Source organism: Campylobacter sp. BCW_4338, assembly GCF_001763255.1.
GTDB classification, from domain to species: Bacteria; Campylobacterota; Campylobacteria; order Campylobacterales; family Campylobacteraceae; genus Campylobacter_D; species Campylobacter_D jejuni.
The window spans coordinates 1-18,786 of record NZ_MJYJ01000033.1; the positions used below are offsets into that span (position 1 = coordinate 1).

Annotated in this window: 26 protein-coding genes; 2 read left to right on the forward strand and 24 right to left on the reverse strand. The window is 32.2% G+C overall.

The window, feature by feature from the left end:
* Positions 1–184 precede the first annotated feature (184 nt).
* A complete protein-coding gene (locus AJN69_RS02840; RefSeq protein ID WP_070290198.1) occupies positions 185–1,939 on the forward strand; it encodes a hypothetical protein in 1,755 nt (584 codons plus the stop codon).
* Between the two features lie 3 nt (positions 1,940–1,942).
* On the opposite strand, the gene AJN69_RS02845 is transcribed toward AJN69_RS02840, so the two are convergent.
* The 6 genes from AJN69_RS02845 to topA all read right to left on the reverse strand — a co-directional run bounded on the left by AJN69_RS02845 (position 1,943) and on the right by topA (position 9,074).
* Complete coding sequence (locus AJN69_RS02845) at positions 1,943–2,710, reverse strand: hypothetical protein (protein ID WP_079860797.1); 768 nt, start codon at positions 2,708–2,710, stop codon at positions 1,943–1,945.
* Positions 2,711–2,749: 39 nt separating this feature from the next.
* A complete protein-coding gene (locus tag AJN69_RS02850; RefSeq protein WP_070287870.1) occupies positions 2,750–3,514 on the reverse strand; it encodes a 3'(2'),5'-bisphosphate nucleotidase CysQ in 765 nt (254 codons plus the stop codon).
* Positions 3,515–3,594: 80 nt separating this feature from the next.
* Entirely contained in the window at positions 3,595–4,863 is a 1,269-nt protein-coding gene (locus AJN69_RS02855; RefSeq protein ID WP_070287834.1) for a citrate synthase, read from the reverse strand.
* A gap of 114 nt (positions 4,864–4,977) precedes the next feature.
* A complete protein-coding gene (locus AJN69_RS02860) occupies positions 4,978–6,153 on the reverse strand; it encodes a cation:proton antiporter (protein WP_060816449.1) in 1,176 nt (391 codons plus the stop codon).
* Positions 6,134–6,970, reverse strand: a complete 837-nt coding sequence (locus AJN69_RS02865) for a biotin synthase (protein WP_070210588.1) — start codon at positions 6,968–6,970, stop codon at positions 6,134–6,136. The genes AJN69_RS02860 and AJN69_RS02865 overlap by 20 nt, the downstream gene beginning before the upstream one ends.
* Position 6,971: 1 nt before the next feature.
* The gene (gene topA / locus AJN69_RS02870; RefSeq protein WP_070209939.1) at positions 6,972–9,074 is read right to left on the reverse strand and encodes a type I DNA topoisomerase; all 2,103 of its coding nucleotides are present in this window, start codon (positions 9,072–9,074) and stop codon (positions 6,972–6,974) included.
* Between the two features lie 174 nt (positions 9,075–9,248).
* Here topA and AJN69_RS02875 point away from each other — a divergent pair, with 174 nt between their 5' ends.
* Positions 9,249–10,520: an MFS transporter gene (locus tag AJN69_RS02875; protein WP_002892040.1), complete on the forward strand. Its 1,272-nt coding sequence runs from the start codon at positions 9,249–9,251 to the stop codon at positions 10,518–10,520.
* 27 nt (positions 10,521–10,547) lie between these two features.
* Here AJN69_RS02875 and secY read toward each other — a convergent pair whose 3' ends face one another.
* From secY to AJN69_RS02965, 18 genes are all read right to left on the reverse strand, one after another.
* Positions 10,548–11,813, reverse strand: a complete 1,266-nt coding sequence (secY, locus tag AJN69_RS02880; protein ID WP_002860827.1) for a preprotein translocase subunit SecY — start codon at positions 11,811–11,813, stop codon at positions 10,548–10,550.
* Complete coding sequence (gene rplO / locus AJN69_RS02885) at positions 11,813–12,205, reverse strand: 50S ribosomal protein L15 (RefSeq protein ID WP_002851292.1); 393 nt, start codon at positions 12,203–12,205, stop codon at positions 11,813–11,815. Before rplO ends, secY begins: the two co-directional genes overlap by 1 nt.
* Before the next feature lie 4 nt (positions 12,206–12,209).
* Positions 12,210–12,653 carry a 30S ribosomal protein S5 gene (rpsE, locus tag AJN69_RS02890; protein ID WP_002779428.1) on the reverse strand — a complete coding sequence of 148 codons (444 nt, stop codon included), beginning with the start codon at positions 12,651–12,653 and terminating at the stop codon, positions 12,210–12,212.
* 11 nt (positions 12,654–12,664) lie between these two features.
* Complete coding sequence (gene rplR, locus AJN69_RS02895) at positions 12,665–13,021, reverse strand: 50S ribosomal protein L18 (protein WP_002860829.1); 357 nt, start codon at positions 13,019–13,021, stop codon at positions 12,665–12,667.
* 9 nt (positions 13,022–13,030) lie between these two features.
* Positions 13,031–13,567: a 50S ribosomal protein L6 gene (rplF, locus tag AJN69_RS02900; RefSeq protein WP_070287836.1), complete on the reverse strand. Its 537-nt coding sequence runs from the start codon at positions 13,565–13,567 to the stop codon at positions 13,031–13,033.
* A 78-nt stretch (positions 13,568–13,645) separates the two neighbouring features.
* Positions 13,646–14,041: a 30S ribosomal protein S8 gene (gene rpsH, locus AJN69_RS02905; RefSeq protein WP_002860830.1), complete on the reverse strand. Its 396-nt coding sequence runs from the start codon at positions 14,039–14,041 to the stop codon at positions 13,646–13,648.
* 9 nt (positions 14,042–14,050) lie between these two features.
* Positions 14,051–14,236 carry a type Z 30S ribosomal protein S14 gene (locus tag AJN69_RS02910; protein WP_002851478.1) on the reverse strand — a complete coding sequence of 62 codons (186 nt, stop codon included), beginning with the start codon at positions 14,234–14,236 and terminating at the stop codon, positions 14,051–14,053.
* 1 nt (position 14,237) lies between these two features.
* Complete coding sequence (rplE, locus tag AJN69_RS02915; protein ID WP_002851453.1) at positions 14,238–14,783, reverse strand: 50S ribosomal protein L5; 546 nt, start codon at positions 14,781–14,783, stop codon at positions 14,238–14,240.
* 3 nt (positions 14,784–14,786) lie between these two features.
* Positions 14,787–15,020, reverse strand: a complete 234-nt coding sequence (rplX, locus tag AJN69_RS02920; protein ID WP_002779437.1) for a 50S ribosomal protein L24 — start codon at positions 15,018–15,020, stop codon at positions 14,787–14,789.
* Positions 15,020–15,388 (reverse strand): 50S ribosomal protein L14, encoded by a 369-nt coding sequence (gene rplN / locus AJN69_RS02925; RefSeq protein ID WP_002779438.1) that lies wholly within the window; start codon positions 15,386–15,388, stop codon positions 15,020–15,022. Before rplN ends, rplX begins: the two co-directional genes overlap by 1 nt.
* Positions 15,388–15,639, reverse strand: a complete 252-nt coding sequence (gene rpsQ, locus AJN69_RS02930; protein WP_002851549.1) for a 30S ribosomal protein S17 — start codon at positions 15,637–15,639, stop codon at positions 15,388–15,390. Before rpsQ ends, rplN begins: the two co-directional genes overlap by 1 nt.
* An 11-nt stretch (positions 15,640–15,650) precedes the next feature.
* Entirely contained in the window at positions 15,651–15,836 is a 186-nt protein-coding gene (rpmC, locus tag AJN69_RS02935) for a 50S ribosomal protein L29 (RefSeq protein ID WP_002851566.1), read from the reverse strand.
* Entirely contained in the window at positions 15,823–16,248 is a 426-nt protein-coding gene (rplP, locus tag AJN69_RS02940) for a 50S ribosomal protein L16 (RefSeq protein WP_002779441.1), read from the reverse strand. The genes rpmC and rplP overlap by 14 nt, the downstream gene beginning before the upstream one ends.
* A 2-nt stretch (positions 16,249–16,250) precedes the next feature.
* A complete protein-coding gene (gene rpsC, locus AJN69_RS02945) occupies positions 16,251–16,952 on the reverse strand; it encodes a 30S ribosomal protein S3 (protein ID WP_002851138.1) in 702 nt (233 codons plus the stop codon).
* Positions 16,952–17,377 (reverse strand): 50S ribosomal protein L22, encoded by a 426-nt coding sequence (gene rplV, locus AJN69_RS02950; protein ID WP_004305840.1) that lies wholly within the window; start codon positions 17,375–17,377, stop codon positions 16,952–16,954. Before rplV ends, rpsC begins: the two co-directional genes overlap by 1 nt.
* Before the next feature lie 10 nt (positions 17,378–17,387).
* Entirely contained in the window at positions 17,388–17,669 is a 282-nt protein-coding gene (gene rpsS / locus AJN69_RS02955) for a 30S ribosomal protein S19 (RefSeq protein WP_002851509.1), read from the reverse strand.
* 1 nt (position 17,670) lies between these two features.
* Complete coding sequence (gene rplB, locus AJN69_RS02960; RefSeq protein WP_002869292.1) at positions 17,671–18,501, reverse strand: 50S ribosomal protein L2; 831 nt, start codon at positions 18,499–18,501, stop codon at positions 17,671–17,673.
* Between the two features lies 1 nt (position 18,502).
* Complete coding sequence (locus AJN69_RS02965; RefSeq protein ID WP_002856384.1) at positions 18,503–18,784, reverse strand: 50S ribosomal protein L23; 282 nt, start codon at positions 18,782–18,784, stop codon at positions 18,503–18,505.
* Positions 18,785–18,786 lie beyond the last annotated feature (2 nt).

Sequence of the window (18,786 nt, forward strand, 5' to 3'; positions counted from 1 at the left end):
AGTTTAATTAGTTTTTACTCTCCTACTTGTTAAAAATTTCATCCTAATAATTTTAAAATTATTAGGATGGATGTTTTTATTGTATTTATTTTTGTTTTATTATTTAATTTTATAAAAATATAATTATCTTTTTATGCAACTTATAAGATAATATAGGATTTTAATTTTATTATCTAGGAAGATCATGTTTGATAAAATTCATTATTATTATTTTAATGCTAATTATGAAAAATGTTTAAACTTGAGTGAGCAATTTTTAAAAGAAAGTCCAAAATTTGCTTTAGAATTTGCTATGCTTTCTTCTTATAAACTTTCTCTTTTTCAAAAAGCTTTATATTATGCTCAAGAGCTTTTTTCTTTAAATCCTACAAGTTTTAATGGTCTTATACTTGCTAAAAGCTATATTGAAAATTTAAGATTTGATGAAGCCTTGAATTTATTACAAACACTTTTAACTCGCAAAGATGATTTAGAAGATGAACTTAAGTTAGAATTGGCTTTTATTTATAAACTGAGTAATAAACTAGAAGAATCTGAACAAATTTTCAAAGAATTACTTTCTAAAGATATGTATAATCTTAATCTATGGAAAAATTATGCAGAAATTTATTTTAAACATGATTTTACGAAGGCATTAAATGCACATGAGCACTTGTGTCATTTTATGCAAGATTTGATTGATAAACTACAAAAAGGAATCATTGCTGAACAAACCAATCTTAATTTAATTAAACTCGAAGATAGGCTTCACAGTAAAACCAAAGAAAATCTTACTATTTCTAAAATAGAAGATTTTTTAACTCATCAAATTTTACCCCAAAAAGCATACTTGCTTTTTAAGCTTTTTAGAATATCTGATTCTTTAGAACTTTTTCAATCACTACAAGAAGCCAATCAACACCATGCACAGTTTTGGCAAAACTATGCTAAGGTCTTAGAATTTAATTCAAACTATCAAGAAGCTTATTATGCTTATAAAAAATGTCTTAGTTTGGATTCTCATGCAACCTATCAATTTGATTTGGCTTATCTTTTGATGCGTATGGGAGTGGATGATAATTTTGAAGAGGGCAAGAAATATTATGAAAGCAGATTATTTTATGCTCATAATGAAACTTTTTCTACTTATCATTATAATGAAAGCTTAAAAGCTTTTAATAAATTTGGCGTTGATGCTTTTAAAAATAAAGAAGTTTTAGTATTTTGCGAGCAAGGCTTTGGCGATACTATAATGTATGCAAGATGCTTAGAAAAACTTTGCAAAATCGCTTCAAAGGTTTTATTTGCTCCTCAAAGTGCCATGTATGAAATGTTTAAAAATCAAATCAAATTTTTAAATCAAAATGATGATATTTTTAAAAATGTAAAGGTTTTAAAAAATCTACCTACAAATTTTGATTATGCTATTCCTATTTGTTCTTTGCCTTTTTTTATTGATATTAAGCTTGATGAGATTTCACGATTAAAAACACCTATATTGCCACAGAAAAAACCGCATAATCAAAGAAAAAAACTTGGTATTTTTTATGCTACTCCTAATGCTGAAAATTCTGATTTATTAAGAAATGTAAAATTTGAATTTTTATTTGATATATTAAAAGACTTAGATTATGAAATCATTTCTTTTCAAATGCAATTAAAAGAAGAATTGCCTAAGGTAATAGAAGATAGAAGCAAGCTTATAGAAAATTGGAATGATACTCTAAATTATTTATATGATATTGACTGTATGCTTAGTATTGATAGTGCTATAGCGCATTTAAGCTTAGCTATGGATATTCCTACTATAGTTCTTTTACATCCTAGATTTGATTGGCGTTGGGGAAAATTTGAAAATCCTAAAAGTTATTTTTGGCCAAAAGCAAAATGTTTTATCATAAAAGAACAAGAAGAAACAAAAAGGAATTTGCAAAAACTGATTAAAGAAATCTTAAACTAAAGCTTAGTTTAAGAGCTTTAGGTGGAAAATTTGGTTTTTGATAACATCAGCTAGCATTTTTGGCATTTGGTTTATAATATCTTGATAATTTTGCTTTGCATCTTGATCTTTTAATGTCAAATTTAATTTTGCATTTTTAGCTGAAAGAATTTTTCCATTGCTTGTAGAAATGATTTTAAAATTAATACTAGCCACACCTTCCTTGCTTGTTGTGATAAAATAATTTGTAATATTTACATAAAAATCTTGCAAATTTACCACCACAACATAATCTGTAAATTTAGCATACATTTTAGCCTTATCTTTTTCTTGTGTTAAAAAAGGACTTACATTTATAAGTTTTGCATCCTTAGGACTAAAATGTGACAAAGTTTTAGGACTTTGATAAATACCATTTGCAGCAGAATTAACCCAATTAAGCTTTAAACTTTGAATCAAATTTTTAGCAAATAATGTAGAAAACTCCTTATCACTCACCCTAAAACCATCTAAAAAATAACCGAAATTTTTCCTAAAAGTTAATACAATAGCAAAATCAATATCTTTATCTTTGCTGATTTGTGATTTTTTTTCAATCAAGGTAGAACTATCAAACAATGCTTTTTGTTGATTTAGATTTGGATTTGCAACATTTTGATTTAGATCTATTAGCTCAAAACTATCTGCGCTTTTTTCAATTTTAATAACTTTTTTCTGAGAAAAATTATTTGCCAAAAGATTAGAGCTTAAAACTAAACTTAAAAACAAAATGAAACAATACCTCATCTTCATCCCTATAAATTATTTAAATATAAAATTATACTCTTTATTTTATAAAAAATCTTGTAAAAAATTCTTAGATGAAACACAAATAAAAGGACTGGACTTATAATTTAAAGGGTTATATAAAATGTATTTTTTAAAAAAATCTCCCATAAATCCTCCATTTTGATTAATCAAAAAATCTCCTGCTACAATATCCCAAATATTAAGCTTTTCAAATCTTTTATAAACTCCTGCTTTAGCCTCTAAAATAGCACAAAATTTCAATCCAGAGCCTATATTAATAGCTTCTAATTGATGCTCTTTTGCAAAGTCTTCATCTTCTTTGCTAAGATGATTAACACTCAATAAGGCTTTATATTTATTTTTCTCGTATTCTTGCTGGTCAATTTGCAAAGGTTTATCGTTTTTATAAACCTTAGTTTTTACATGAGCATAGAACATATCACCTTTTGATGGATTTTGTATAAGCGATAAAACAGGGCGATTGTCATGAACTAAACTTATCATAACACAAAATTCATCACTGCCTTTTAAAAAACCACTTGTTCCATCAAGAGGATCGATAAGCCAAAAAGTTTTTAATTCTTCACATTCTTCTTTGCTGAGTAATTTTTCTTCTGATAAAATTTTAATATTCGTAGAACCTAAAATATCATTTAGAATTTTATTAGAAGCAAGATCTGCTGATGTAAGCGGGCTTTTATCTTCTTTTTCCCAAGTTTTAAAATTTTTTCTCTCTTCTAAAATAGCTTTAGAAGCTTGATTGCTAGCATTTATAGCAATTTCTAAAAATTTATCAAGATTAAGCATGATTATAAGACTTTCTATAAGATTTTTTAAAATTATACAAGAAGATTTTGTGGAATTTTTAATTTCCACAAAAATTTTAATTAAACTTTACTAGTTTCACCCAAATAAAGTTGTCTTGGACGGACTATTTTAAGACTTTCTTGCTCTTTTTGTTCTATCCACTGAGCTATCCATCCTGGGGTGCGTCCTATAACAAATAAAGTAGCAAACATTTCATTTGGAATACCTAAGGCTTTTAAAATAAGTCCACTATGAAAATCAACATTCGGATATAGCCCTCTTTGAACAAAATAATCATCATTTAAAGCAATCTCTTCTATACGCGTTGCTACTTTAATAAGATTGGTATCAATACCCAACTCATCAATAAGTTGATCACGAAGTTTTTTAAGTACTTTTGCTCTAGGATCAAAATTTTTATAAACCCTATGCCCAAAGCCCATCAAACGGAAAGGATCGTTTTTATCCTTAGCCCTTTTGATGAATTCATCTACCCTATCAACACTACCTATTTGCTCAAGCATTCTAATAACACCTTCATTAGCTCCACCATGTGCATGACCCCAAAGTGCGCCAATACCTGCTGCTATACAGGCATAAGGATGAGCATGAGTTGAACCCACAGCACGAACCGTTGAAGTTGAAGCATTTTGCTCATGATCTGCATGAAGCATAAAAACTGTATCAAGTGCTTTTACCTCTATAGGTTTAAGCTCTACATGATCGTAAGGATAAGTTCTTAACATATATAAGAAATTTTCTGTAAAACCACGATCTAAATTTGGATAAGCCATAGGAAAGCCATGTTTATATCTATAAGCGGTGGCGACTATAGTAGGGATTTTAGCTACTATTCTAGCTGCCATTTCCATATATTCTTCTTTTACGTTCATATTTAAATGATCAGGATAAAAAGCACTAAGCGATGAAACAGCACCTTGTAAAACTGCCATAGGATGAGCATTATCAGGGAAAGAATCAAAAAGACGATGCATACCTTCATGGATAAAAGAACGCTTTTTCATTTCATAACGAAACGCTTCAAGACGCGTAGCATCAGGTAATTCTTTATAAAGTAAAAGATGAACCACATCTAAATAAAGTTTGTTTTCAGCAAGCCACTCTATAGGATAGCCACGGTGCATTAAAATTCCGTTTTCTCCATCAATATAAGTGATTTTTGATTTACAAGTAGCTGTAGAAGTTAAGCCCTCATCATAAGAAAACATTCCTGTTTGTTTATAAAAACTTGACATATCTACAACGCTTGGCCCAGTTGTACCATCATATATAGGAAATTCATAGCTTTTTCCATTTCTATTATCGGTTATAGTAACGGAATCTGACATTTTCGCTCCTTTTATTGTTACTTTTATTAATTCTAACAAAAAAGGACGATTATGAGTTTTTTTATTATTGAATTTTTAAGATTTTGTTTGCTTTTTTGAGTAAAAAAGTAACTTTCATTTTTTAGAATTAGAAAGAAATTTAATCATACTCATAACAATAATAGCCTCAAATAACGCTGTTAAAATAAGTGCTGAATAAAGCTTCTCATCAATAACCTTGCCCGAATAACCCAGAGTAGCTGTTGCTATAAGCAAGGTTAAAGGCATAGAATGACTAAGACCAAATAAAATCATATTTTTAAAACCAATTCTTTTTAAAAAAACACTTGCACATAAAATTCTTAAACCCACCATAACAAACATAAGTAAAAATGCTTGTAAAACGATTTTATAATCTAAAATCATTTTAAGATCAAAGGTTGAGCCTATATGGATAAAAAAAATAGGGATCAAAAACCCGTGTCCAAAAGTAGAAAGCTTGTGCTCAAGATCTTTTTTATGATCAAAAAAAGTAGCTATAAATGAACCTGCTATAAAAGAGCCAAGAACGATTTCAAGTTTTGTAATAACCATAGCAACAATAATCAGTATAAAAATGGCCATACAGAATCTTATATCTTTTTCATTTTTATCTTCCCATGGCATAAGCACAACTTTAAGCTGAGGATACCACCAAAAAAGCACACCAAGCATTTTAAATCCGAGCAAACAAAGTCCCAAAAAGATATTAAGATATAAAATACTTTGCGCTACATCAATAATACCTGTTCCTTCGCGCAAAAAAGCTCCCGCTATAGTCAAAAGCACAATAGAAATCACTTCAGCTAAAGTAGCTACTATCATAGCAATATTTAGCCAATAACACTCTTTTCCAAAATCCTTAAAAAGTAAAGATAAAAGCCCTACACTCATCACAGGTATAATGATAATAAATACTAAAGAAAGTCCAAAAATCCATACTATAAAAGAAGATAAAGCGTAAAGTAAAAAAATATAAAAAAAACTTTTTTTGACAACTTCTTTATCCATATTAAAAAAGGCTCTTAAATTTACCTCCATGCCCGCTATAAACATTAGATAATAAAAACCTACATTGGCTAAAAGTGCAAAATTTTCACTTTTTCCTATGAAACCAAAATACGCTATTATTGCCCCTAAAATAATTTCAGTAGCCGAAAGAGGCAAGCGTAAAATTTTTGCAATATGCGGAGAAAAAAGTAAGCATAAAGCTATAACAATAAGAATTTTTAGATCAATTAAACCTTGCGGATCAATGACACTCTGATGCAAAAGTAAATCCCATTTCTTTTAATTTTATTATATCTTGACTTGGTTCTTCACCTTTAGTGGTTAAATAATCCCCTATAACAATAGCCCCAGCACCTGCTTGAAAAATTTCATATTGTCTTTCTCGTAATACCACTTCACGCCCACCTGCTACCATTACCACGCTTTGCGGTAAAGCCTCTTTGGTATCACGCACGATTTTTAAAGCTTCATCAGCGCCAAGTCTTGGAACTTGTAGTTTTAAATTTTCATTTGCTATAAAAAAATTAATAGGCGTTGAAAAAGGCTGTAATTCTTGCAAAGATTTTCTAAAACTTAGCCTATCTTCTTCACTCTCACCCATACCATAGATTCCACCACAACAAAGCATAAGCCCTGCTTCTTTAGCGTTTAAATTGGTTTGAAATCTACTTTCCCAAGTATGCGTGGTGCAAATTTGTGGAAAAAATTCCTTAGAAGTTTCAAGATTGTGATTATAAGAAAAAATTCCTGCTTTTTTAAGTTCTTTGAGTTGCTCCACGCTTGCCATGCCATTACAGGCAATTAAAAGCAAGTTAGGCACTTCTTTTTGCACAGCCTTAGCAGCTTCGCAAACATACTCAAGCTTTTCATCATCAATCCCAAGTCCTGCTGTAACCAAACAAAAACCCAAGGCTTCATTTTTCTTTGCCATTTTTGCTTCTAAAACGATTTGTGAAAGTTCTTTACGACGATATTTTTGAATATCTGTTTTTACATGGGCACTTTGGGTACAGTATTTACAGTCTTCTGAACAATTTCCACTCGCTATATTTGAAATAGCACAAAGCATGATTTGCATTTTAATCCTTCATTTCTTTTTTAATTTTACACTTTAAACATTCTAAGAATGTACCTTTTTTAAGCTCTTTTATCACTAAAGTTTCGCCACACTCTTCGCATTTTTCTTCGCTTGGTTTGTATTTACTTATAAAATTGCATTTTGGATAAGCGCTACAGCCATAAAATTTACCGCGTTTTGAAAAGCGTTCTACGATTTCACCTTTTTGACAACTTGGACAAGTAATACCTGTACCATTAGCTTTAGCTTTTGCGGCAGTATTTTCGCTTTCATTTTTACTTTCACTTTTTAAATTTCTTGAATACTTACATTTTGGGAAATTTAAACACGCTACAAATTCTCCAAAACGCCCTTTTCTAATAGCAAGTTCCCCACCACAATCAGGACAACTTTCACCTAATTTTGTAACAGTTTTTTGACTGGCGATTTTTGTTTTTCCTTCTTCGATTTTTCTCATAAAAGGATAGTAAAATTCTTTTAAAGTTTCTTGCCAATCTGCCTTATCTTCTGCGATTTCATCTAAAGTGTTTTCAAGATTTGAAGTAAATTTGCTATCTACTATATCGCTAAAATTTTTTTCAAGCACTTCGGTTACATTAAAAGCAACCTCACTAGGAATAAGTTGTTTTTTGTCTATTTTTACATAATCACGGCTTGTAAGTATAGAAATGGTTGGTGCATAAGTAGAAGGGCGACCTATGCCTAAACTTTCAAGTTTTTTTACAAGTCCTGCTTCTGAATACCTTGAAGGTGGTTCGGTAAAATGTGAGTTCATTTCTAAATTTTGTATTTTTAAATTTTCACCTATTTTAAAATTTGGTAAAATTTTATCCTTATCCATATCACCATAAACTTTATAATATCCATCGAAAAGGATTTTTCTACCGCTTATTTTAAAAACTGCTCTATCATTTTTTACAAATACATTTTGAGTTTGAGAGATAGCAGGATTCATCTGACAGGCTAAAAAGCGATTGTAAATAAGTGTGTAAAGTTTTAACTCATCTTTGTCTAAAAATTTGGCCGCAATTTCTGGAGTAAAACTTAAATTTGTAGGGCGTATAGCTTCATGAGCTTCTTGAGCACCTTTAGCCTTTGTAGTATATACATTTGCTTGGCTTGGAAGATAATCTTGGCCAAAATTTGCTTGTATGAATTTTCTTGCATTTTCTATAGCTTCTTTGGCCAAATTTAAACTATCAGTTCTCATGTAGGTAATAACCCCCATCACGCCCTCGTGAGTATTTACTCCTTCATAGAGTTTTTGAGCTATCATCATGGTTTTTTTAGGGTTAAAACCAAGGCGATTGCTAGCACTTTGCTGTAAAGTTGAAGTCATAAAAGGAGGTGGTGGAGCGATTTTTCTTTCTTTGCTTTCAATGTCACTTATAGTATAAGCTTCATTTTTGCAAGCTTCCAGTACAAGTTTGGCACGATCTTTGTTGATAATGGTAAGTTTTTCTATCTTAGCTTTGTCAAACTCAACTAGTTCTGCATCCAAATCTTTTTGAAAAATCATATCTATGCTAAAATATTCCAGTGGTACAAAGGCACGAATTTCTTTTTCACGATCGACTATGATCTTTAAAGCCGCACTTTGAACACGCCCTGCGCTAAGTCCTCTTTGAATTTTTTGCCCCAATAAGGGGCTGAGTTTATATCCTACAATGCGATCTAAAAGGCGTCTAGTTTGTTGAGCATTTACAGAGTGCATATCTAATTTTCTTGGATTTTTTAAAGCATTTTCTATAGCGCTTTTGGTAATTTCGTGAAAAACAATGCGCGGCAAGGTATTTTCATCTTTGCCTATAGCTTTTGCAATATGATAAGCTATGGCTTCTCCTTCTCTATCCTCATCCGTTGCAAGATAGACTTCTTTGGCATCTTTGGCTTTGCTTTTAAGTTCTTTAACTAAGGCGCTATGATCACTTGTGATTCTATACTCTGGAATAAATTCATCATCTTCTATTTTAATCCCAAAGCTTGATTTAGGTAAATCTCTAATATGTCCTTTAGAAGCAATCACTTCATAATCTTTTCCCAAAAAATTTCCTATGGTTTTAGCTTTTGCAGGAGATTCTACTATGATTAAATTTTTCTTCATTTTACACCCTTGTTAAATAAAAAGCTGAATTTAGCTAAAATTATTTAAAATTCTACTTATAAAATATATTTTAAAAACAAAACTATCATAACAAAATAAATAAAATATAATTTTAAGTAATTTTAAATACAAATCATAATTTTTGGAGTATAATAAAATAAAAAAGGCAAAATTATGAATGGCAAAACTTATAAATTTCATCCAAATGATACAAAAATGGATAAAAAAATAATTCAAATTACCGAAAAATCCGGATTTAAAGCAGCTGTGTTTTCTATGGCCGCTATGACTATGCTAGGAAGTGTGGTCATTTCATCTGCTCTGCCTGCTATCAACAGACATTTTGAAGAACTTTTAACCCAAAGTGGTGCTACTCTTGCTTCAAGTTTCACATTAGCTCATCTTGATATACTTGTTCGCTTAGTTTTAACCATTCCTGCTATTTTTGTTGTCATTTTATCTCCATTCGCTGGTATTTTAATGGATAAATTTGGCAAATTAAAATTCATTCTTCCAGCTATGGTGGTTTGGACTATTTCTGGAGTAAGTGGCTTTTTCTTAAATGATATTTATGCTATACTGACTTCAAGAGCTATTTTTGGTATGGCAACTGCTTTTATAATGACAGGCGCTTCGGCTTTACTTGGAGATTATTATAGTCGCGGTGGCTTTAATCGCAGAGAAAATGCTTTAAGTCTTCAAGGATTTTTTTGTGCGGTAGGGGGTGCTGTTTTTATTTCTATTGCGGGATTTGTTTCAAGTTATTCTTGGCGTTATCCTTTTTTGGTATATGGACTTGGAATTTTAATTACCTTAATGGCTATCATTTATCTTTTTGAACCTAGAAAATTTAAATTCTATAATCATACAAAAATAGAAGCAAAAACAAATTATTGGCAATTTTTTCCTATCTATTTTATAGGTTTTTTTATCATGGTAGTTTATTATATTTCGCCAACTCAACTTCCTTACTATATAGAAGAACATTTAGGATTGGATCCTAAATATATAGGTATTTCGATGTCTGTGTCTGCACTATGTTATGGTTTTTTCTCTCTAAGCTATAGATATATTATAAAATTCTTAAGTATTAAAACTATCTATGTTTTAACTCTTTTTATCGTATCTTGTTCTTTTTTGCTGCTTTTTTTAGTAGATAGCTTTTTCACAGTTTTAATCGCCTTAGCTTTGCTTGGAATGGGCGGAGGTATTATGCTTGTAAATAATACGGCTTATCTTTTTTCAATCTGTCCTGAAAATGCTCGCGCTAGGGCTTATGGAATTTTAGCAAGTTGTATATTTTTAGGACAATTTTTAAGTCCTATTATCTCTCAACCTATCGTTAGGCAAATGGGTCTTGTAGATGCTTTTTTAATATGGTCAATAGTAATTTTTATAGTGTGCATTGTGTTTTTATTTTTAAAGCAAAAACCTAGGATAAATTAGCAAGAAAAATCTTGCTAATTTTATTTATTACAAACCTACTGCACTTAAAGTTTGGTATTTACTCATATAAATTTGAGCTTCAATTTTTCTCATTGTATCAAGCGCTACTTGAACTACAATAAGTACAGAAGTACCGCCAAAATGAAAAGGCACACCCATAAATTTCACCAAAACCCAAGGCAAGGTTGCAACAAGCCCTAAATAAATAGAACCTGATAAAGTTAAACGAGAAGCCACTTCATTAAGATAATTTGAAGTTCCTTCACCTGGACGAATTCCAGGGATAAAACCGCCTTGCTTTTTCAAATTTTCTGCTATGTCTTTAGCGTTAAATACAATAGAAGCATAAAAATAAGCAAAGAAAATTACAAACAAGAAAGTTAAAACATGAAACAAATAACCATTTGGATTTAAAAAGTCATTAATGGCTTGTAGATAAGGATTTGTACTAGTTTGTAAAATCGTTGTTGGAAACATCAAAATCGCACTAGCAAAAATCGGTGGAATAACTCCACTAAGATTGAGTTTAATAGGAATATAATTCATAATGCGTTTGTTTTGATTTTGCATTACAACTTTACGAGAATAAGAAATAGGAATTCTTCTTTCTCCAAGTTCTACATAAATAATCACGCCTATAGTGATTAAAATCAAAGCAAAAATTGCAAAAGCGGTTAAGAAATTCATCTCACCTGAATTAATTTGTCCTACAGTTCCTGAAATCGCTCTTGGAATACCTGAAACAATACCTGCAAAAATGATTAAAGAAATACCATTTCCTATACCTCTTTGTGTAATTTGTTCGCCAAGCCACATTAAAAGCATAGTTCCTGCAAGCATAGAAATAGCACAAAGTGCGATAAACATATTTAAATCTTCCACCATTATAGCCCCTGCGCCACCACGACCATGTAAGCTTTGCAAACCTATAGCAACGCCTATACTTTGAACCAAAGTAATCACAATAGTCGCATAACGGATAATTTGCATATATTTTTGCATACTATCACGCTCTTTTTTCATCTTACCAATATTTGGAAAAGTTGCTGCAAGAAGCTCCATAATAATAGAAGCAGTAATATAAGGCATAATACCTAAAGAAATGATAGAAAAGCGTTCAGCCGCTCCACCACTAAAAACATTAAATAAACCCAAAGCATTGTTTTGATTGTTATTAAAAAATTCCGCAATCACATCAGCATTGACGCCAGGAACTGGCACATAAGCCAGAACCCTATAAGCAAACAAAAATGCTAAGGTGATTAAAATCTTATTCGTCAATGCTCTATTCATTATTTTGATCCGGTGACGCTAATATTCTCGTCTTTGATTTTTGATACTAAATCTTTTGCACTTGCACCAATTAATTTGATTTTATTCACAGATTTTGAAATTTTGTGAACACTTTTAATACTCTCAAATGTAATTTCACTAAGCTCTTTTACAGCTGTGATTTTTTCAACATTGATCACATAAGGTTTTTGAATTTTAGAAGTAAAACCTACTTTTGGTAGTCTTCTTTGAAGCGGTTGTTGACCCCCTTCAAAACCTCTTTTTTCATTATAACCTTTTCTAGCAGTTTGACCTTTACCCCCTTTAGTAGCAGTCTTACCCATGCCAGAACCTTGACCACGGCCAATTCTTTTAGTTTTATGCGTTGAACCCGCTGCTTTTGTTAAATTCATCTTCTTATCCTTTTAACATTGTTAAAGCTTTGATTGTAGCACGAACCACATTAGCTGAATTATTTGAACCCAAAGACTTGGTTAAGATGTCTTTAATACCTGCAAGTTCCACGATAGGGCGTGTAGAACCACCTGCGATAACTCCTGTACCTTCACTAGCTGGTTTAAGTAAAATTCTACTTGCATTATATTTTACCTCTACATCGTGAGCGATAGTTGAGCCTTTAGTTTTAACTTCAACGATATTTTTAAACGCATCGTCAACAGCTTTACGGATAGCATCTGGAACTTCCTTAGCCTTACCATAACCAACACCTACTAAACCTTTGCGGTTTCCAACGATAACTAAAGCAGTAAATCTAAATCTTCTACCACCTTTAACAACCTTAGTAACTCTGCCGATATCGACGATTACTTCTTCAAATTCTTCTCTATTATATTTTTCCATCGATTTACCCCTTATAGCCTAATGCCATTTTCTCTTAAAGATTCAGCCAAAACTGCAATAACACCATGATATACATAACCATTTCTATCAAAAACAGCTTGTTCTATCTTTTTAGCTTTTAAAGTTTTAGCAAATTCAGCAGCGATTTTTTTAGCGCCTTCTTTATTTGCTTTAACGCCAAGTTTGCGTCCATCAACTGCTGCTAAAGTTACAGCTTTTGCATCATCAATCGCTTGGATATATAGAGTTCTGTTCGATTTAAATACAGAAATTCTTGGAAAATTTTCACAACCTGAAATTTTCGCTCTAATTCTTTTTTTTCTTTTGATTCTTAAAGTTAGTTTTCTTTTTAATACATTTGCTCTCATATTCTACCCTTACTTCTTAGATGTCTTACCAGCTTTGCGGATAATGCGTTCATCAGAATACTTAACGCCTTTTCCTTTATATGGCTCTGGTGGTCTAAATTCACGAATTTGAGCAGCAACTTGACCTACAACTTGTTTATCACTTCCTTTAACTGCAATAGTATTTTTATCCACTACAATTTCAATTCCTTCTGGAATATCATAATTAATAAGATGAGAAAAACCAAGGCTTAGTTCTAAAACTTTACCTTTTAAAGCTGCTTTATAACCAACTCCATTGATTTCAAGAGTTTTTGAAAAACCTTGAGTTAAACCTACAACGATATTGTAAGCTAAAGCTCTGTAAGTTCCCCAATAAGCTCTACTTTGTCTATCTTCACCTTTTGGAGAAAAAAGAATATTATTATCTTTAATCTCAACATTTACATTTGCTTTAGTATCAAGTTCTTTTGCCAAATTTCCTTTTTTAAATTTAAGCAAATTTCCTTCTAATTTTACTTCTACTCCTGCTGGAATAGCAATCGGTTGTTTACCTATACGAGACATATTTTTCCTTTTTATTTGTCTAGGATATTTCTACTTTTTTAAAAGAATGGATACCCAATGCCATAAAAAGCAGATTTTTTACCAAATAGTACATAAAATTTCGCCGCCAACACCTGCTTTATAAGCTTCATCATTAGCCAAAACGCCACGACTTGTGCTAACTACAATAGTACCATAACCATTTTTAAAACGCTTGATTTCATCTTTACCTTTATAAACACGACGACCGGGCTTAGAAATTCTTTTAAGCTCATTGATAACACTCTTACCTTTTTCATCGTATTTTAAAACTACATTGATAAATTTCTTTTTATCTTCTTCAATAACGTTAAAACTCTCAATATAGCCCTTAGCTTGAAAAATTCCAACTAAAGCTTCTACAACTTTAGAATGTAAAAGCTTGGTTGTTTCAAGCTTTCTCATTCCTGCATTTCTGATACGAGTGAGTGAATCTGAAATAATATCATTTATCATATTTTATCCTTACCAACTTGCTTTCTTAAGACCTGGAATCAAACCTTCATTGCCCATTTTTCTTAAGCAAACTCTGCAAATTCCAAAATCTCTATAAACCGAATGCGGACGCCCACAAATTTGGCATCTCGTATAAGCTCTAACCTTAAATTTAGGCTTGCGTGCCGCTTTTGCAATCATTGATTTTTTAGCCATCTTACTTTCCTTTTGTAAATGGCACACCGATAAGTTCTAATAACTTTTGTGCCTGTTTGTCATTTTGTGCTGTTGTAACTATAGAAATATTCATACCATGAGTTCTTAAAATTTTATCATACTCCACTTCTGGGAACATCAACTGCTCATCAAGACCGAAGTTATAGTTTCCGCGTCCATCAAAACCATCTCTACTTAAACCTCTAAAGTCTTTCACTCTTGGCAAAGCAATAGAAATTAATTTATCGAGAAAAGCATACATATTTTCTTTTCTTAAAGTTACCATTACACCTACAGGAAAACCTTCGCGAACTTTAAATCCTGCAACTGATTTTTTAGCTTTAGTAATTACAGCCTTTTGTCCTGCAATTAAAGAAATAGTATCTGCAACATTTTGCAATACTTTTTGATCTTTAGCCAACTCACCAGCACCTACGCTGATAACTACTTTTTCGATCACAGGGATAAGCATAGGATTTTTAATATCAAATTCTTTAACCAATGCAGGTTTAATGCTTTGATTGTATTTTTCTTTTAATCTCATCATCGCTTACTCCTGAACTTTTGCCACATTGGAAATATCCATTGGCATTTCTTTATTGATAAAACCACCATTTGGGTTTTTCTCGCTCGGCTTAATAGCTTTTTTAGCAATTTTACATCCTTCAACTACCACTTTAAGTGTTTTTGGATATACCGCTAAAACTTTACCTGTTTTACCTTTATCATCGCCTGTGATAACCTTAACGCTATCACCTTTTTTGATTTTTAATTTAACCGCCATTATAATACCTCCGGTGCTAGTGAAACGATTTTCATAAAGCCACCATATCTAACTTCTCTGCCCACTGGCCCAAAGATACGAGTTCCGATAGGCTCTCTTTTGTTATCAAGAATAACCGCAGCATTTTCATCAAAACGAATCAAAGAACCATTATCTCTATGAATTTCTTTTTTAGTTCTAACGATAACCGCTTTTACCACTTGACCTTTTTTAACTTTTCCATTTGGTAAAGCTTTTTTAACGGATGCAACAATCACATCACCTACAGTAGCATATCTTCTTTTGCTACCCCCTAAAACCTTGATACACATTAATTCTTTTGCACCGCTATTATCAGCAACTGCAAGTCTTGTAAAACTTTGAATCATTACTCAACTCCTGTAGCTAATACAGATTTTAAGCGAAATGATTTTCTTTTTGAAAGTGGTCTGCATTCTACTGCAACAACAGTATCACCCACTTTAACTTCATTTCTCTCATCATGAATTAGATATTTTTTAAAGCGTTTAACAATTTTTCTATATCTTGGATGAACCACTTTTCTTTCAACCAAAACACTTGCGGTTTTTTCACCAGCGATTTTAACAACAACGCCTTGAATTTCTCTTTTAAATGCCATTTTCTCTATCCTTATCTTAAAGCGTTAATTGCTGTATTTATTCTAGCAATGTCTTTTTTTACTTGGCTAATCTCTTTTGGATTAGTAAGTTGCATTGTTTTTAGCTTTTGTTTTAAAGTGAATAAAAGCACCTTTTTTTCTTTTAGCATTGTTGCAAGCTCAGCTGCTGTTTTATCTTTAATCTCAGTATATTTCATTTTGGCTCTCTCTTGTAACAAACTTAGTTTTAAATGGAAGTTTATGCATAGCTAAAGTCAATGCTTCTCTTGCCATTTCTTCGCTTACTCCTGCCATTTCATAAATGATACGGCCTGGCTTGATATTCATTACCCATTCCTCAACAGCACCTTTACCTTTACCCATACGAGTTTCTAAAGGTTTTTTTGTCAAAGGCTTATCTGGGAAAACTCTAATCCAAGTTTTTCCTTGTCTTTTAACGAAACGAGTTAAAGCAATACGCGCTGCTTCGATTTGGCGTGAGTTAATGCGTCCTGCTTCAGTTGCTTTTAATGCAAATTCACCAAAAGTAAATTCTGTTCCACGATTAGCATAACCTCTGTTACGCCCTTTCATCATTTTGCGATATTTAGTTCTTTTTGGCATTAACATGATTATTTACCCCTTCTTGTGCGTCTTGGCTTTTTAGCTGGAGCACTTTCTTCAGTTTTTTCAGGTTGCATACCTTTGTGTAATACCTCACCTTTAAAGATCCATACTTTAACCCCTATGTTTCCATAAGTAGTTCTAGCTTCTGCAAAACCATAATCGATTTTTGCTCTTAAAGTATGAAGTGGAACGCGTCCTTCAAGATACCATTCTGTTCTTGCCATTTCAGCACCGCCTAAACGACCAGAAACTGAAACTTTAATCCCTTTAGCGCCTGCTTTTTGCGCGCCTTGAATTACTTTTTTCATTGCTCTTCTAAAAGCAATTCTTTTTTCAAGTTGAGTTGCAACACTTTCAGCAGCAAGTTGAGCTGAAGCTCCTGCTTTTCTTTCTTCTTTGATATTGATATTTACATCTTTACCGATTAAATCTTGCAATTCTTTTCTTAAATTATCAACATCACTACCTTTTTTACCGATGATGATACCTGGTCTTGCAGCAACTACAGTAACGCGAAGTTTTTTAGCAGTTCTTTCTACTAAAATTTGGCTAATTCCTGCGTAATAAAGTTTTCTTTTTAAGAAAGCTCTGATTTTGTAATCTTCACCGATATTTTCTACTAAATTTGCTTTAGTTGGAAACCATCTTGATTCCCAGTTTCTATTGATTCCTAGTCTTAGACCAATTGGATTAACTTTTTGTCCCATTAGCTTTCCTTTTTCGCTGTTGCTTTTTTAGTGCTTGTTGTTTTTTTAGCTGGAGCTTTTGTTGTAGTAGTTTTTTTAGCTACTGCTTTTTTCTCTTCAGCTTTCACTTCTGCTTTTGCCACTTCTACTAAAATATGTGAAGTTGGTTTTCTAATACGACTTGCACTTCCTCTAGCTCTTGGTCTAAATCTTTTCAACACCGCAGCTGCATCCACGCGACAACTTTTTACAACCACTTCGTTTGCTTCAAAGCCACCATTTGCTACTGCACTTGAAATTGCGTTTGCGATATATTTTGCACCTTTATTTGGCATAAATTTTAAACTAGCCATAGCTAATTCTGCATTCATCCCCTGAACTTCCCTAGCAATCAATCTTGCTTTAGTTGGAGATAATCTTATGAATTTAATTAATGCTTTACTCATATCTTATCCCTTACTTACCAATTTTCTTTTGCACAGAGCCTTTATGCCCTTTAAATGTGCGTGTTGGAGCAAATTCACCAAGCTTATAACCGATATGATTTTCAGTAATATAAACTGGAATAAAGCTTTTACCATTATGAACATTAAATGTAAGTCCTATCATATCAGGAGTAATTGTGCTTCTTCTTGACCAAGTTTTAATTGGTTTATTATCATTAGCCTTTTTAGCAGCGATGACTTTTTTCATTACATGATCATCAACAAAAGGACCTTTTTTTAGTGATCTAGCCATCTTACTTTCCTTTTCTTCTTGAAATTATTAGCTTATCGCTAGCTTTTTTACGACGAGTTTTCGCACCTTTGGTTGGTTTACCCCATGGAGTTACTGGATGACGGCCTGAATTTTTCTTACCTTCACCCCCACCGTGCGGGTGATCTACTGGGTTCATAGCAGAACCACGAGTTTGTGGACGGATACCTCTATGGCGATTTCTACCTGCTTTACCGATAGTTACATTAGCCCATTCTTCGTTACCTACTTCGCCGATACTTGCCATACATTCAGCTAAAACTTGTCTCATTTCGCCGCTTGCAAGTCTTAAAATAACATATTTTTCTTCTTTACCCATAAGTTGTGCGTAAGCACCCGCAGAACGAATCATTTGACCGCCTTTACCTGGCTTTAACTCAACATTATGAACAATAGTACCCACAGGAATGTTTTTAAGTTTCATTGCGTTACCTGGTTTAATATCAAGTCCGCTTTCAGCAGCTGCAACAATATCGCCAACGCTTAATCCACGTGGTTGAAGAATATATCTTTTTTCCCCATCTTTATAAGCAATCAAAGCAATTCTACAATTTCTATATGGATCATACTCGATTGCTTCTACTTTGCCTTCTATACCAAATTTACGGCGTTTAAAATCAATAATTCTGTAAAGTTTTTTAGCACCCGCTTCTTTATGACGACTTGTAATTCTTCCATAGCTATTACGACCTGCGTGCACTGGAAGTTTAACAAGTAGTGAGCGCACACTTGGTTTAGCTGTAATATCTTCAGAACTTAAACCTGTGATATATCTTCTACTTGGAGTATATGGTTTATAAGTTTTAATTGCCATCTTAAGCCTCCGTATTTTCTAAGCTAACACCTTCAGGTAGCTTAACATAGAATTTTTTGTAATCGTTTCTTTGACCTAAACGACCTCTAAAACGCTTAACTTTTCCATCCATTCTTAATGAATTGATGCTTTTTGGAGTTACACCAAAATACTCTTTTAAAACCGCTTTTAAGCCTGTTTTAGTCATCTTTGGTGAAGTTTGAATAACTACGACACCTTGCTCTTGCAAATTCAAACTTTTTTCTGTGTAAAGTATAGTCTTTATATCAGTAATATCTGCCATAA